General features: G+C 69.5%; 7 protein-coding genes. All 7 read left to right on the forward strand.

The annotated features are described in order from the left end of the window. Positions 1-85: 85 nt before the first annotated feature. A complete protein-coding gene (locus WMF17_RS16355; protein WP_437650359.1) occupies positions 86-541 on the forward strand; it encodes a hypothetical protein in 456 nt (151 codons plus the stop codon). A gap of 1,088 nt (positions 542-1,629) precedes the next feature. Beyond that, complete coding sequence (gene drmD / locus WMF17_RS16360) at positions 1,630-5,151, forward strand: DISARM system SNF2-like helicase DrmD (protein WP_437650361.1); 3,522 nt, start codon at positions 1,630-1,632, stop codon at positions 5,149-5,151. A gap of 13 nt (positions 5,152-5,164) precedes the next feature. Continuing rightward, positions 5,165-9,235: a type IIL restriction-modification enzyme MmeI gene (locus WMF17_RS16365; protein ID WP_437650363.1), complete on the forward strand. Its 4,071-nt coding sequence runs from the start codon at positions 5,165-5,167 to the stop codon at positions 9,233-9,235. A gap of 77 nt (positions 9,236-9,312) precedes the next feature. Continuing rightward, positions 9,313-10,341 (forward strand): PDDEXK nuclease domain-containing protein, encoded by a 1,029-nt coding sequence (locus tag WMF17_RS16370; RefSeq protein WP_437651351.1) that lies wholly within the window; start codon positions 9,313-9,315, stop codon positions 10,339-10,341. Beyond that, on the forward strand, positions 10,338-13,763 hold the full coding sequence (gene drmA / locus WMF17_RS16375; RefSeq protein ID WP_437650365.1) for a DISARM system helicase DrmA: 3,426 nt from the start codon (positions 10,338-10,340) through the stop codon (positions 13,761-13,763). Before WMF17_RS16370 ends, drmA begins: the two co-directional genes overlap by 4 nt. Beyond that, on the forward strand, positions 13,763-15,628 hold the full coding sequence (gene drmB / locus WMF17_RS16380) for a DrmB family protein (protein ID WP_437650367.1): 1,866 nt from the start codon (positions 13,763-13,765) through the stop codon (positions 15,626-15,628). Before drmA ends, drmB begins: the two co-directional genes overlap by 1 nt. Continuing rightward, positions 15,625-16,446, forward strand: coding sequence for a phospholipase D-like domain-containing protein (locus WMF17_RS16385; protein ID WP_437650368.1), 822 nt, complete (start codon positions 15,625-15,627; stop codon positions 16,444-16,446). The genes drmB and WMF17_RS16385 overlap by 4 nt, the downstream gene beginning before the upstream one ends. Positions 16,447-16,457: the final 11 nt, after the last annotated feature.

The following is a 16,457-nucleotide window of genomic DNA, read 5'->3' on the forward strand; positions in this document are numbered from 1 at the left end:
GTATTCTGCAGAGTGTGTTCCGTGCGATTCTCTCCCCGGGATGCAGCTGTTTTTGCTTCACTGTCCGGACGACGACGACTGCGCGATGGCGCTTCGCCCTCACCTCGATGAGGTGTGCCGCAAAGAGCGTGTCGAGGTGCTGGGTGCCTGTATCGCCGGCGAGCACGTGGAGCGCGGGCTCGAGGAGCGCCTCCGCGCGGCCACGCATGTGGTCGTCCTTGTCACTGCCCGGCTGCTCGACTGGCCCCAGTGGACCCGTGTCGTCCGTAAGGGCTTTACGCGCGCCCGCGATGAGCGGGGGTGGATGCACGTGGATGGCCGCGCGCAGCCTGCGTATGCTCGGCGGTTCGCGATGGCGGAGCCGTTCTACAATGGCCAGGCGCGGGTCGAGCGCTTCGATGGATCGCTGGAGATCATCGATGAGGCTGGGCGCACGATGGTCGTGCTGCGAGCCGCCTCGCGGAGCGAGCTCGAGGTGCTCTCTGCCTCTGCCGGGTTGAACACCTGCGCTGCGCGCCAACCCTCCACTGACGCTCTCTGACGCGGCGATCGAGTACGCGGGACCGCTGCGCTGCCGCTGGCGCGAGCTGCCACGCGCGCTCCGGTCAGCCTCGTGGAGGCCGGACGAACCGGCGAGAACGCCGAGCGCGCTCGTCGCGCGGCCGCGCAACGCGGCCACACCGGCGCGCCGAGAGGGAGGGTGCGGGGGCCTCCCGAGGCCGCGCGAACGCAGCGGATTGCGGTCCGGAGGGGGTCCCGAGGCCGCGTGAACGCAGTGGATTGCGGTCCGGAGGGGTCCGGACCCCCCATCTGGCACAAAAACTGGCGCTTCCGAGGGGGTGATGGCGCAGATTTGCGCAATTTTGGACGCTGTTTGGCACAGAAATCCCCCCCAAAGACGCTCCGTGGCACGTTCCGGAGGGGTCCGGGACCCGGTGTGTCGCAATGCATTGCGTCTGTGCCGGTGCCGGACCCCCCTCGCTTGGCACAGGATCGAGCCGTTTGGCACATCCAAGGCCGGTGCGCCGCTGAAATTGGCACAGAGCGCAGCGCCGATGCCTGGCCCCATGGCGCGCACCGCTCCGGTTCCGAACAAGAAGGTTCGGGTGTGTGTTGATTTTCTCGCGGAGATGTTCGCGCCATCCGGAGCGCCGCGCCGGGGAGAACGCCGGCGGGAGCGGGCGACGTGGGTGAGGCGCTCTTGAGCGGAAGCAGGAGATTCCGAAGGATGCAATGGGTGCAACTCGGCGGTCCCATGTGTTGGCGGGCGCGTGCGCGCTGTGCTGATACAAGCGCGCCCCTCCCACCTCGTGCGCGATGGCCCCAGTTCTCATGGGCACACTCGGCGCTGCTCCTCCGTAGCCGCCAGCACGAACTGCTGTCGCTTGTGCTCTTTCCTGGTCCAGGCCGAGGGCAAGATCGACGAGGAGGTCGTGCGACCCTCGCGCGCGCCGGGTGGGCACAGGCGACAGAACAAATCTTCACCGTGTCGTTGTCGAGGCGTACCTTGCCGTGCACCCGCAGCTCCACGCGGCGCGTGTCACCCCGATGTCGATGTCCGTTTCCTCGCCCCCCGTTTCCTCGCCCTCCGTTCGCACTCTCCTCGAGTCGCTGCCCTCGCGGGGGCGCTTGATCGAGCTCGCGCGCTACGTCGGCGTCTTCGTGCCCCAGCGTGGCACGAAGGCCGAGCTGGTCGCCGCCCTGGCCCGCTCCGAGCAGGTCCGCATGCGTTCCGTGGTCGAATGGATGGGCCGCGACGAGCTCCGCGCCGCCTGCCAGGCCCACGGCCTGGACGCTTCCAGCCGCGCGCGCCAGGCGCTCGCGGAGCGCCTCCTCCACGCCCTCGGCGACCGCAAGAGCGCCCCGCCGACGGGCCTGTTCGGCGCCCACGCCGCCCCGCGCCTCTCGCCCGTGAAGGGGGACATCGCGCTCGTCCGGCAGCGCCAGTACCTCGTCGAGGACGTCGTCACGCCCGAAGCCCCGGACCAGGCCACCCGCGTCGACCTCGTCTGCCTCGACGACGACGCGCAGGGCGTTCGCCTCTCGGTCCTCTGGGAGATCGAGCTCGGCGCGAAGGTCTTGCAGCCCGAGGCCGAGGGCCTTGGCGCGGTCGCCTCGCTCGACCCCACGCGCCGCTTCGCCGCCTACTTCCACGCCCTCAAGTGGAGCAGCGTCACGGCCACGCGCGCCGATCTCTTCCAGGCGCCTTTCCGGGCCGGCATCAAGCTCCTCGACCACCAGCTCACGCCTCTCAAGAAGGCCCTCGAGCTCCCCCGCGCGAACCTCTTCATCGCCGACGACGTGGGCCTCGGCAAGACCATCGAGGCCGGGCTCGTGATGCAGGAGCTCCAGCTCCGGCAGCGCGTGGACTTCGTCCTCGTCGTCTGCCCGGCCTCCCTCTGCCTCCAGTGGCGCGGCGAGATGGAGAAGCGCTTCGGCCAGCGCTTCGAGGTCATGGGGCGCGAGCTCGTCGCCCGCCGCCGGCGCGAGCGCGGCTTCGGCGTCAACACCTGGAGCACGCACAACCGGTTCATCGTCTCCTACCAGACGCTCCGCCGCCCCGAGTACCGCGAGCCGCTGCTCGCCCACCTCGGCACGCGCATGAAGAAGAGCCTGCTCGTGCTCGACGAGGCCCACACCGCAGCGCCCGCCTCGGCGAGCCTGTACGCCGTCGACTCCCACGTCACGACCCTGATCCGCGACGAGCTCGGTCCGCGGTTCGAGAACCGCCTCTTCCTCTCGGCGACGCCGCACAACGGCCACTCGAACAGCTTCAGCGCCCTCATGGCCATGCTCGACCCCCAGCGCTTCACGCGCGGCGTGCCCATCCAGGCGGGATCGAAGGCGCTCTCCGCCGTGATGGTCCGCAGGCTCAAGCGCGACCTCCAGGCGCTCGGCAAGAGCGATTTCCCCCTCCGGAGCGTCGTCCGGATCGCGCTCGAGCGCGAGGGCGACGGGTTTCGGGCGCGGTACTTCGAGGCCGAGGCCGGGAAGAGCGAGAAGCTCGCCGCGGAGATCTCCCTCGGCCCCGTGGGCACGCCCGAGCTCGAGCTCTCGCGCCTGCTCGCCGAGTACTCCGAGAAGATGAAGCCCAGGCGCGGCCGCGGGCAGCTCGTCTTCATCAACCTCCAGAAGCGGCTGCTCTCGAGCGTCGAGGCGTTCCACCGGACCCTGAACGCGCACGCGGCGCGCGTCGAGGAGGGAACGGCGAGCGCCGAGCCCCGATCCGCATCGAGGGTGGCACGCCGGCGCCCCGAGGAAGACGACGACGCGTACGGCGTCGACGACGAGCAACGCGACGAGGAGGACGCCGCCGAGGTCGCCTCGGCATCGGCCGCGCTCTCGTCCCCGGAGGGGCGCGCCCGCGAGCTCCTCCAGCGCATGCTCGACCTCTCCCGCCAGCATCGCCATCGGCCCGATGCCAAGGTCGTGGCCCTCCTCCACTGGCTCCGCGCAGAGCTCTGCCCGGGGGTCAGCGTCTCGGGCGGTGGCAAGCGCGCGAGCGGCGCGTGGAGCGAGCGACGCGTGATCCTCTTCACCGAGTACGGCGACACCATGCGCTACCTCCAGAAGACCCTCGGCGCCGCCATCGAGGCCACGGATCGCGGTGACGAGCGCATCGCGATCTTCCACGGCGGCATGGGCGACGAGGTCCGCGAGGAGCTGCAGCGGGCGTTCAACGGCGATCCGGAGGAGCACCCGGTGCGCATCCTCATCGCCACCGACGCCGCGCGTGAGGGCCTGAACCTCCAGAACCACTGCGCCGATCTCTTCCATTTCGACGTGCCGTGGAACCCGGCCCGCATGGAGCAGCGCAACGGCCGCATCGATCGCACGCTCCAGCCTTCAAGCAGGGTCCGCTGCCATTACTTCGTCTACCCGGAGCGCGTCGAGGACGCCGTGCTCGAGAAGCTCGTCGGCAAGATCGAGACGATCCAGACCGAGCTCGGGAGCCTCGGCGAGGTCGTCATGGACCGCATCGAGCGGACCCTCAGCCGCGGCATCGACAGGGGCACCGCGGCCGCCCTCGACGAGGCGGAGCGGCTCCCCGAGCAGGCCGAGACGACCCGGCGGGAGCTCGAGAGCCAGCGCGCCGACACGGCCGCGCTGAAGAAGGAGATCGACGAGGCCCGCCGCATCCTCGGCCGGTCCCGCAAGGTCATGGACTTCAGGGAAGAGCTCTTGCACGACGCCATCGACGTCGGCCTCGAGCTCGCCGGGGCCGCGCCCCTCGCGCCGCTCCCCGAGAAGGTCGAGGGGCAGCAGGCGTTCGCGCTGCCGCCGCTGCCGGCGAGCTGGGGCCGCACCCTCGACAGCCTCCGCCGGCCCCGCCACCGGGACGAGCCCGAGTGGGAGTGGCGCAAGCTCTCCCCGCAGCCGGTCGTCTTCAAGGCGCTCGACCGCATGGGCGAGGAGCGCGTCCATCTGCACCTCGAGCACCCGTTCGTGCAGCGCATCCTCTCGCGCTTCCTGGCCCAGGGCTTCGGTGCCCAGGATCTCTCGCGCGTGACGGTCGTCCCGGATGATCGCTCGGGCGAGCCGCGGGTCATCGCCCTGGGACGCCTCTCGCTCTTCGGTCCCGGGGCCGCGCGCCTGCACGACGAGCTCATCGCCGTCGCCGCGCCCTTCCGCGAGAGCGGCGAGGGCGACCACCTGAAGCCGACGGGCACCGACGAGGATCGTCAGGCCGTCGCCCATCTCGAGGAGCTGCTCACGCGCGTCGGCAGCCTGCCGGCCGTCCCGGAGCGCCTCCGCGAGCGCCTGGCGACGACGGCCGCCGCGCACTTCGGCGTGCTCTGGCGGCATGTGCAGGACGAAGCCGATGGCCGAGCGCACGAGGCCGCGCAGCTCCTGCAGGCCCGGGGCGCGAAGGAGGCCGAGGATCTCCGGCAGATCTTGAAGGACCAGCGCGTCGAGATCGAGAAGCAGCTCAGCGTCCAGCTCGGGCTCTTCGACCACCTCGAGGACGAGACCATGAAGCCGCAGCGCGAGCAGCTCGACAGCGAGCGACAGGACATGAAGAAGCGCCTCGCCAGCATCGAGGACGAGATCCGCGACGAGCCGGCGGACCTCGAAGCGCTCTACCACGTGAGCCTGAAGCGGCTCTCGCCGGTCGGGCTCGTGTACCTCTGGCCGACGACGAGCCTCTAGGGATGACCAGGCCATGAGCGACGCCGACAAGCGATTCCACGAGCAATGGATAGGCATGGCGCAGCCCTCCGAGGGGCTCGTCGTGTCGTTGCCCGTGCTGGTCGATGCCCAGTGCGCGGAGAAGCTCCCCCGGGAGGCGCACCTGGCCTTCCTCGAGTGCCTGGAGGAAGACGCCGGGGGGAGGCTGCGCGTCTCGGATCTCCCGCGGCTCTTCTCGACCGTGCTCGACCTCGGCCCGCCGCGCTTCGACGAGGGCGAGGCGCTCCCGAAGGAGCTGTCGCTCTATGTCGTCGAGGGCAAGCAGCTCCTCCGCCCGACGCGCGCGCTCACGTGGAACAAGCCCCGGGAGGACGCGACAACGGCCGCCGACAGCACGCCGGCGGCGCAGGCGGGGCGACCGTATGCGATGCTGGTCTGGGAGGTCTCCCCGGAGGTCGAGCAGCTCGACAGGCCCGAGAAGGTCACCGGGGCGTGGGAGTACCCCGCCCAGGCGAAGTTCGAGCGGCTCCTGCGCGAGTGCCGGGTGCCGATAGGGCTCCTCTCGAACGGCCACGAGATCCGGCTCGTCTACGCGCCGCACGGCGAGTCGAGCGGGTGGGTCGCGTTCCGCGTGGCGGACATGGCGTCCGTGAGCGGGCGGCCGATCTTCGATGCCTTCGTGATGCTGCTCTCGCGGCAGCGCTGGTTCGGGGTCGCGGCCGAGCAGGCGCTCCCGGCGATCCTGGCCGAGAGCCGCAAGCGCAACGCCGACGTCACCAACGACCTCTCGCGCCAGGTGTTCGAGGCGCTCGAGGCGCTGCTCGCCGGGTTCGCCGCGGCGGACGAGCGGGACGGCACCGGCGCCCTCCGGGACGCGCTGGAGCGAAAGGACGACCCCCTCTACGCGGGCCTGCTCACGGTGCTCCTGCGGCTCGTGTTCCTGCTCTACTGCGAGGATCGGGGGCTCCTGCCGACCGAGCAGCCGCTCTTCGCCGGGAACTACAGCCTCCTCGGGCTCTTCGACGCGCTGCAGGCGGACTTCGGGAAGTACCCCGACACGATGCACAGGCGCTTCGGGGCCTACCCGCGGCTCGTGGGGCTGTTTCGCGCGGCGTTCCTCGGCGTCTCGCACGGGGAGCTCGAGATCCCGGCGCGGCGCGGGCAACTCTTCGACCCGAACGTCTATCCGTTCCTCGAGGGGTGGGGGCCGGAGGGGAGCGCGCCGATCACGCAGCCGGAGGCGCGCGCGGCCGTGAAGCTGCCCAGCGTCGACGATCTCACCATCTATTCGGTGCTGGGGAAGCTCCTGTACCTGGGCGGGCAGCGGCTCTCGTACAAGGCGCTCGACGTGGAGCAGATCGGCAGCGTGTACGAGGCGCTGATGGGCTTCACGGTGAAGCGCATCGAGCACGGCGCGGTGCGGATCCGGCTCGGGAGCAAGAAGGGGGCGGCGCGGGTCTGGGTGGAGGCCGACGCGCTGCTCGCGGTGCCGGCGAACCAGCGGGAGCGGTGGCTCCAGGACGAGCTCGGGTTCGACAAGAACGTGGCGGCGAAGATCGCCGAGGCGGTGAAGGGGGCGAAGAAGGCCGGGGAGGCGCTCGGGGCGATGGAGCCCCTGAGCGGGAGGAACCCGGAGCGGGCGGGGGCGGGGACGCTGGTGATCCAGCCCGGGCCGGAGCGGCGGCGGACGAGCAGCCATTACACGCCGCGGGAGCTCACCGAGCCGATCGTGGCGAGGACGCTGGAGCCGCTGATCAAGGCGATGGGGGAGGCGCCGAGCTCGGAGACGCTCCTGAACCTGGTTGTCTGCGATCCGGCGGTGGGCTCGGGGGCGTTCCTGGTGGCGGCGTGCCGGTACCTGGCCGACCGCGTGGTGGCGGCGTGGACGCGGGAAGGGCGGATGGAGGTCATCGCCAGCGCGCATGACGACGTCGTCAATCACGCGCGCCGGCTGGTGGCGCAGCGGTGCCTCTATGGCGTCGACAAGAACACGTATGCGGTGCAGCTCGCGCGGCTGTCGCTGTGGCTCGTGACCATGGCCAGGAACGAGCCGTTCACGTTCGTGGACCACGCGATCCGACACGGGGACTCGCTGGTGGGGCTGGGGTTCGAGCAGATCCGGGCGTTCCACTGGAAGCCGCAGGCGCAGGTGGAGCTGTCGGCGGGGCTCCTGGCTGAGGCGCTCGACGAGGCGATCGGGATCCGCAAAAGGATACAGGCGCTGGCGAGCGAGGGGACGTACGCGGCGCAGCGGGAGAAGGAGCGGCTCCTGGCCGACGCCGAGGACGCGCTTGATCGGGTAAGGTTGATCGGCGACCTCGTAGTGGGGGCGTTCTTCGGGCAGAAGAACGACAAGGATCGGGAGAAAGAGCGCAATCGGCGGCTCGATCGGGTGACCGCGTGGCTCGCGACGGAGAAGGAGGGGAATGGGCCGAAGGCGGGGGAGATCCTCGCCGAGCTGCGGGGGATGCAGGAGGAGATCCGGAGGGAGCAGGTGCCGTTCCACTGGATGATCGAGTTTCCAGAGGTTTTTTACTCGGAGAGACCGGATCCGTTAGATGGGGACAAGATCAACGGCGCGGCGTTCGTGGATGCTTTCGTGGGCAATCCACCTTTCGCCGGTAAGAATGGCATCAGCGCAGCTGGTGGAGCGCACTATATCGACTGGCTGATGGCCATACGCCCTGAGGTCAAGGGCAGGCCCAATACCGATCTTTGTGCCTACTTCTTTCGTCGAGCGGCAGATTTGGTCGGCAACCACGGCACGATCGGGCTGCTCGCGACGAACACCATTGCAGAGGGCGACTCTCGATTGATGGCATTGACGCCATTGATCGGCGCAGGCGCCATCATCTACGAGGCGGAGGCGAGTAGGCCATGGCCAGGCGATGCAGCGGTTTCGATCTCCGTCGTCCACCTTGCTTTTGGTCATGCGAGAGCCGTTGTTTGTGAGCGTCGACTCGATGGTCGTGTTGTTTCCAGTATCGATTCCAGGCTCATCGTGGGTCGAGAGAGGCGCGATCCCTTGGCGCTTGTCTCTAATGCAGATCTCGGGTTTATGGGGATGAAGCTTGTTGGCGCTGGCCTCGCCATGAGCATTGCCGAGCGTGACGCCCTGGTTCTTGCTGACTCTCGGAATGCTACTGTCTTACGACCATATCTAGGCGGAGAGGATGTTAATAAGCATCCGCGAGGGGCCTTCGATAGGTACATGATCGACTTCACGTCGATGTCGCTTGAAGAGGCGAGGCGGTGGCCAATGCTTATGCGGGTTATCGAGGAGAATGTTAGGCCAGCGAGAGAAAAAGATAATCGCGGCACGTATCGTACCTACTGGTGGCGCCCGGGCGAGAGTGGCGGGGCGCTGTATGCCGCTCTTCGTGGATTGAAGCGATGCTTGGTCACCGCGCGTGTTACGAAACACCTGTGCTTCTCGTTTCAGCCTACTGATCTGGCCTTTAACGAAAAGCTTTACGTGTTCCCATTCGATGGTTTTGTACCGTTCGCAGTGCTGCAGTCAAGGACGCACGTTCCCTGGGCGTGGCTTCTATCGTCGACACTCGAGACTCGGCTCAATTACTCCGCTTCCGACTGCTTCGACACATTCCCCTTCCCCCAGCCCGACCCGCGCACCGTCATCCCCGCGCTCGAATCCATCGGCGAGAAACTCTACGAAACCCGCGCCAGCTTTATGGTCGACACCAACCAGGGCCTCACCAAAACGTACAACGCCCTGAAGAACCCAGACTCCGACGACCCCCGCGTCCTCGACCTGCGCGCCCTCCACGAGGAGATGGACCGCGCCGTCCTCGCCGCCTACGGCTGGAGCGACATCGCCGTCCCCCCGTACTGCCCGAAGACCGACGAGGATCGCGCCGCGCTCCAGGCCTTCGAGGACGAGGTCATCGACCGCCTCTTCGTCCTCAACGCCGAGCGCGCCGAGCAGGAGAAGCAAGCCGCCGCAGCCGCCGCGCCTCCCGCGAAGGGCGCCAGGAAGCCTGCCGCCGCCAGGAAGCCCGCCGATCCCGCGAAGAAGCCGCGCACCCCGCGCGCGAAGCCGGCGACGCCCTCGCTGCCCGGCTTCGGGGACGAGAGCGACCCGTGATCCGACGAGCCGCGGCACGACCTCGCCGGGGCGCTTCCAGGACGGCCCCGCTCGCGAAGCGGCCGCCCGCGCCCGCCGTGGCGCCCGCGAAGCTCGTCGGGGACATCCGCCGCCTGATCGACGCCGCACGCCAGCGGGCGGCGGTGACCGTCAACGCCGTGCTCACCCGGCTCTACTGGCGCATCGGCGCGCGGATCCGGACCGAGGTGCTCCGGTACGCCCGCGCCGCCTACGGCGAGCAGGTGATCGCCGCGCTCGCGGAGCAGCTCCAGCGCCGCTACGGCCGCGGCTTCTCGGAGAAGACGCTGCGGCGCATGGTCCAGTTCGCCGAGGCCTTCCCCGAGGAGCCGATTGTCGCGACGCTGTCGCGACAATTGACCTGGAGCCACTTCGTTCTCCTGCTGCCGCTCGAGGCTCCCCTCGCGCGCGCGTTCTACGCCGAGATGTGCCGCGTCGAGCGCTGGAGCGTGCGCGCGCTCCGCCAGCAGATCGACAGCATGCTCTACGAGCGGACCGCCCTCTCCCGCAAGCCCAAGGCCGTCGTCGAAGCGCAGCTCGCGGCGCTGCGGGCGGAGGACCAGGTCAGCCCCGAGATGCTCCTGAAGGACCCCTACGTCCTCGATTTCCTGGGCGTTCAGGACCGCTACCTCGAGAAGGATCTCGAGGACGCCATCCTGCGCGAGCTGGAGGCGTTCATCCTGGAGCTCGGGAGCGGGTTCTGCTTCGTCGCCCGCCAGAAGCGGATCCAGATCGACGGGGACGACTTCTACATCGACCTTGTCTTCTACAACCGAAGGCTCCGGCGGATCGTGGCGGTCGACCTGAAGGTCGGCGCGTTCAAGGCCGAGTACAAGGGCCAGATGGAGCTCTACCTGCGCTGGCTCGACCGCCACGAGCGCGAGCCCGGAGAGGAGACCCCCCTCGGGATCATCCTCTGCGCCGGCAAGCGCCGCGAGCAGATCGAGCTCCTGGAGCTGGGCAAGACGGGCATCCACGTCGCGGAGTACCTCACCGTCCTGCCGCCCCGTGACGAGCTCGCCCGCAGGCTCCACGCCGCGGTGGAACATTCACGCGCGCGGCTCGCGCTGCCCGAGGAGGCGAAATGAGCGACAGCACGTCGACGCAGCCGAAGAGGAGCCCGCCCACGAACCCCCGCGACCACCTGATCCGCGCCCTGCACGCCGACCTGATCGGCCCCTACCAGCTCGACGAGGAAGGCCTCGTCGAACAGGAGGTGCTCGAGCTTCCGCCGTCCCGCCACTACCTCACCGGCTTCCTCGCCTCCGAAGAAGAACGCGAGCCCGACGATCCGACCGCCGACGACAGCCTCGGCGCCGGCCCCGACGAGCCCGAGGAGGAGACCCAGGGGGAGGAGCTGGAGGACAAGCGCCCCAACCTCTGGCCCGCATCCATTGGAATGAGCGTGCTCGTCCCCAGGGAGACGCGCGACGTCAAGGCCACCGTCCGCTTCGCCGAGTATCGCCCCGAGACCCTGAAGCCCGAAGGGCGCGGTCGAGGGCAACGCGTCTGGAAGCGAACACCGCGGCAGACGATCTCCACGGATGTCCCGCTGGACCCGCAGATCCTCAAGAACGGGATCCGCCTGCGGGACACGGTGGGCCTCGTGATCTACGGCCAGATCAAGGCCGTCGAGCACGCGCGCGGGCTCCGCGAGGGGACGCAGGCGCTCGCGCTCTTCGTCGTGAACCAGCGCGGCGCCGGCGAGAAGGGCCGGCGCGACGAGCAGATGGTCTTCCAGATCGAGCTGGAGATCGAGTGCGCGGAGGGCATCGTCCCGCGGCCGAATTTCTCCGACGAGGAGAGCGACCAGTGGGACCAGAAGGTCGCCGATCTCCAGTTCCGCGAGCGCGTCGAGTACGCGGTCGGCCACGGCGTCGCCGTCGTGGTGCCCCCGGGCCAGAGCTCGCTGGACGATGGGGGCTCGCCCGGCAAGCCGGGCTCCCCGGTCACCCGCGTGAGGACCACGTGGCTCCCCGAATACGAGGTGCGGCGGGTCATCGCGCACGAGGAAGCCGACGTGAACGTCGCGATGGACGAGCTCGCGAAGCTCGACAGCGCCGAGGACGTGCGCGCCCGGCTCCAGCGCCTGCCGGCCGCCTACGGGGCGTGGATCGAGCGGCAGCGAGGCGTCGCGCTCGAGGGCGACAGGCGCGCCGAGACCCGCGACGAGCTCATGCAGAAGGCCGACGACGCCCGGCGGAGGATCCAGGAGGGGATCGCGCTCCTCGAGGGCAACGGGCAGGTCCGCCAGGCGTTCTGCCTGGCCAACGAGGCGATGGCCGAGGCCGCGCGCCACCGGAGCCCTTCCCGCTACCAGGGCGGCGAGCGCCCCGAATGGCGCCTGTTCCAGCTCGCATTCCTGCTGATGAACCTCCACGGCGTGGCCAGCGGCGAGCACCCCGATCGCGAGCGCGTCGAGCTGATCTTCTTCCCGACCGGCGGCGGCAAGACGGAGGCCTACCTCGGCGTCATCGCCTATTGCCTGCTCCTCCGCCGCCTGCGGCGGGCGAAGCTGCCCGACGGCGGGCTCGGCGTCACCGTGCTCCTCCGGTATACCCTGCGCCTGCTCACGCTCGACCAGCTCGGCCGCGCGGCGACGCTCGTCTGCGCGCTCGAATCCCAGCGCCGGAAGATGCCCGCGGTGCTCGGCGACACGCGCTTCTCGGTCGGCCTCTGGGTCGGGCGCAGCGCCACGGCCAACACCCTGGACGAGGCGTCGAAGCTCGTCACCGGCTTCAAGCTCGGCGCGAACGGCAATCCCTGCCCGCTGCCCGCCTGCCCGTGGTGCGGCGAGGAGCTCGGCCCGGGCAGCCTGACGCTCCTGCCCTCGAAGACCGCGCCCGACGAGGTGCGGGTCGGCTGCACCAGCGAGACCTGCGAGTTCTCGCGCGCCAACAACGACGAGGGCATCCCGGTCGTCTTCGTCGACGAGCAGGTCTATCGCGAGCTGCCGAGCTTCCTCATCGCCACCGTCGACAAGTTCGCGATGATGCCCTGGCGCGGCGAGGCCGGCATGCTGTTCGGCAAGGCCGGCGCGCGCGACGGCCGGCGCTTCTACGGCCCCATGGACGGGAAGCCGCCGCGCACGGCGAAGAACCTGCCCGGCGGCCTCGCCCCTCCAGAGCTCATCGTGCAGGACGAGCTGCACCTGATCTCGGGGCCTCTCGGCACCATGGTCGGCCTCTACGAGACGGCGGTCGACGCCCTCTGCTCGCGCCAGACGGGCGCCGGCGTCGTGCGGCCCAAGGTGCTGGCGGCGACCGCCACGGTCCGCCGCGCCGATACGCAGATCCAGGCCCTCTTCGGTCGTCCGGCGAGCACGGTGAGCGTGTTCCCGCCGCCCGGCATCGACGACTCCGAGACGTACTTCGCGACCGTGGACACGAAGAGCCCCGGCCGGAAATACGTCGGCGTGGCCGCGCAGGGGCGCAGCATGAAGGCAATCCTGCTGCGGGTGTACCGCACGCTGCTCGCCGGGGCGATGAAGACCTACGACCCGTCGTCGTCGCCCGAGCAGACGGCGGACGCGTACATGACGCTCGCCGGCTATTTCAACAGCCTCCGGGAGCTCGGAGGGATGCGGCGGCTGGTCGAGGACGAGGTGCTCGGCCGCGCCGCGCAGGCGGACGAGGCGCGCCCGAGGAACGCGACGGGCAAGCACCTCTGGTTCGCCAACCGGGAGCTCGGCGAGCCGGTCGAGCTGACGAGCCGCGAGCACACCGACGCGGTGAAGCGCACAAAGGACCGGCTCAACAAGCCCTGGAGCGATCCCGAGCGGATCGACGTGCTGCTCGCGAGCAACATGATCTCGGTCGGCGTCGACATCGATCGACTCGGCCTGATGGTGGTCGCGGGGCAGCCGAAGACGACGGCCGAGTACATCCAGGCGTCGAGCCGCGTCGGCCGCCAGGACAGGTGGCCGGGGCTCGTGGTGACCGTGTACAACCTCCACAAACCGCGGGATCGCTCCCATTACGAGCACTTCGCCGCCTACCACGAGAGCTTCTACCGCTTCGTCGAGGCCACGAGCGTGACGCCGTTCTCGGGTCCAGCCCTCGATCGCGGTCTCGTGGGCACGCTCGTCGCGATGGTCCGCTTCGCCTCGCGCGATCTGACGCTGCCGAAGGGCGTCATGGGGCTGCCGGCGAACCGGCACCTGGCGAACGCCGTCCTCGATCGGATCGCCGCGCGCGCGAGCCGCCAGCCCGAGCTGAACCAGGACGGGCAAAAGAAGCTCGAGGAGGAGCTCCGGATGCGCGGCCACAACCTGCTCGACACCTGGACCGACCTGGTGCGGTCGACCCCCGAGGAGCCAAAGCAGCGCCGGTACTCGAAATTCGACCGGGAGAAGGTCGGCGGCAAGCCGCTGCTCTACACGCCGCTCGACGAGGAGCGCCCGGGCCCCGACACGCCCGATGGGCGCTTCGCGGCGCCCACGTCGTTGCGGGACGTCGAGTCGACCGCGCACCTCTGGCTCATCGGGCGCCGCCTGGGGAGGCAAGGCTGATGGCCATCGCGAAGAAGACCGCGAAGGGCGGGCACAAGCCCCCCGAGGGCAAGATCCGGCTGGGCCAGGTCGTGATGACGTTCGGTCCGGGCGCGATGGTCGACCTGCTCGAACATGCCGTGCTCATCGGCGGCACCGACTTCTGGCGCTACGACAGGTACAAGGATCAGGGCTTCATCGACGAGCCCCGCCTGCGCGAGGCCATCCTCGCCCGGGTCGGCTCGAAGCTCGGGATCGAGCTGAGCATCAACCGCGCGTTCCGGCTGCCCCCCGCGGGCGACGACGACGCGCCGTCGCAACACAACGGTATCCAGGTCGCCGAGTTCCCGTCGTGGTTCGTCTGCCAGCGTTGCCGGGCGCTCGGGCCTTCGAGGAACCTCGAGCGTGAAAAGGGGCGCTACGTTCACCGCTGCACAAACACCCAGAAAGGCTTCTGCGTCCCCGTGCGGTTCGTGGCGACGTGCAAGCGCGGCCACCTCGACGAGTTCCCCTGGAGCTGGTTCGTGCACCCATCCCAGGAGACGCGGTGCGAATCGCTGGATCTCCACCTCAAGGAGGACGCGTCCGGCGACTTCGCTCATATCCGCGTCTGCTGCGGCGTCTGCGGCGCGGAGCGAAAGCTCTCGGAGGCGCGTGAGCCCAAGGTCCTGCCCCAGTGCCGGGGGGAGAGGCCGTGGCTCGGCTTCGAGGGACGCGAGGAGAAGGGCTGCGAGGAGAAGCTCAACCTGCTCGTCCGCACGGCGAGCAGCGGCTACTTCTCGCAATGGATGAGCGCGCTCTCGATCCCCGACAAGGCGCGCGAGGTGCTGAACAAGGTCAGCCAGGCGGACGTGTGGAATGTCGTGCAGGAGGCCGGGCGCGAGGAGCTCGCGCTGCTGCGCAAGGTCGTGGCCTCCGTGCGCAATGCGCTGCGCGACTACGACGACGACCAGGTGTGGACCGCCATGGAGACGATCCGCAAGGGCAAGGTGCCGGCGAGGGACGAGCTCCGGACTGCGGAGTACAAGGTCTTCCTCGAGGCGAAGGACGAGGTGGAGGGCCAGCTCCCGCCGCGGGACGAGGACTTCTTCGCCTGCCGCCTGTCCACGAAGCGCCATCCGCTGCCGCCGAGGGTGAGCCGCATCGTGCTCGCCAAGAAGGTGCGTCAGGTGCGCGCGCAGATCGGCCTGACGCGCCTGTCGGCAACCCAGATGAACCTGCAGGGCGAGACCGAGGACACGAGCAACCTCCAACCGCTCGGGCTGACGCCGACCTGGCTGCCGGCGGCAGAGATCTTCGGCGAGGGTGTGCTGGTCTGCCTGGACGAAGAGGACGTACGGGAATGGGAGGGCCGCCCGGCGGTGATCCGCCGGAAGGACGAGCTCGAGGACGGGTACAAGCAGGAGTTCAAGAGCAATAGCCGGGGGCCGGGCTTTCCGGGGGCCAGGTTTTACCTTCTGCACTCGCTCTCGCACCTCCTGGTGTCCTCGATCTCGCTCCAGTGCGGCTATTCGGCGAGCGCGCTCTCCGAGCGCATCTACTGTGCGCCGGCGACCGACGACCTGCCGATGGCGGCGATCTTCATCATGACCGGCACGAGCGGCGCCGAGGGCACGCTCGGAGGCCTCGTCGAGCAAGGTCGCTCCATCGGCCGGCACCTCCGTCGCGCCTGGGATATGGCCTCGCTGTGCTCAAGCGATCCCGTCTGTGCGCATCATTCGCCCGGGGATCGGTCCGGGCGCCATCTCGAGGGCGCCGCCTGCCACGGGTGCCTGTTCGTCGCAGAGCCGGCGTGTGAGCGATTCAACCGCTACCTGGACCGGGCGCTCGTCGTGCCAGCGATGGGGCACGATCCCGAGCTCGCCTTCTTCAAGGTCCGCCCGTGACGGGGGCGGGGTTATCCGCGGTTACGGAGCAGGATCTGCTCGCCCTCGTCGCCGCGCTCGACCGGGGGGACGTGCGCGCGCCGATGAGCGAGACGGGCCTGCGGGCCAACGGCTTCGGGCACCTCGTCGACGCGTTGCGGCCTTATCTCCGGCTCGATCGCGAAGGCCTTCACGCGGTCGTCGGCGTCGTGCTGGCCGAGCGGCGGCATCGCAAGGCCCCCAGGCTCACCCTCGTCTGGACGGGCGACGACCCGGGCGTCAGCCATTCTCGTCACACGCGGGTCCTCCTGTCCGAGCTCTTCGCGCGAGCGCGAGAGCACGTGCTCGTCGCCGGCTACTCCATCGACCACGGCGCGGAGCTCTTCGCGTCGCTGCACCGGGGCATGGCCGACCATGGGGTGACGGCGGAGCTCTTCGTCGACGTGGATCAGCTCGCCAAGCGGCTGGAGCAGGAGGCCAAGGGCGCAGGGCAGAGCTGGCCTCTCGTGTCGGCGCCGCTCGAGGCCGCCAGGGGGAACGTGGCGCGGGGTCAGGCCGTGGTGGCGCTGTTCTACCGACTCATGTGGCCGTTCGGCGACCCGAGACCGGTCGTCTATTTCGACCCGAGGACGGCCGACAGGCAGAGCGCGGTCAGCCTGCACGCCAAGTGCGTCGTGATCGACCACGAGTACACGCTCATCACGTCGGCGAACTTCACGGATCGTGGCCAGACGCGGAACCTGGAGGCCGGGGTGGCGATCGAGGACCGGGGGTTTGCGGCGAGCCTCGAGAGGCAATGGCTCAACCTGGTGGATGCGGGGAGGGTCGTGAGGGCGTGAGGCGCGCCCGA

The sequence above is a fragment of the Sorangium sp. So ce362 genome (assembly GCF_051519845.1).
Taxonomy (GTDB): Bacteria; Myxococcota_A; Polyangia; order Polyangiales; family Polyangiaceae; genus Sorangium.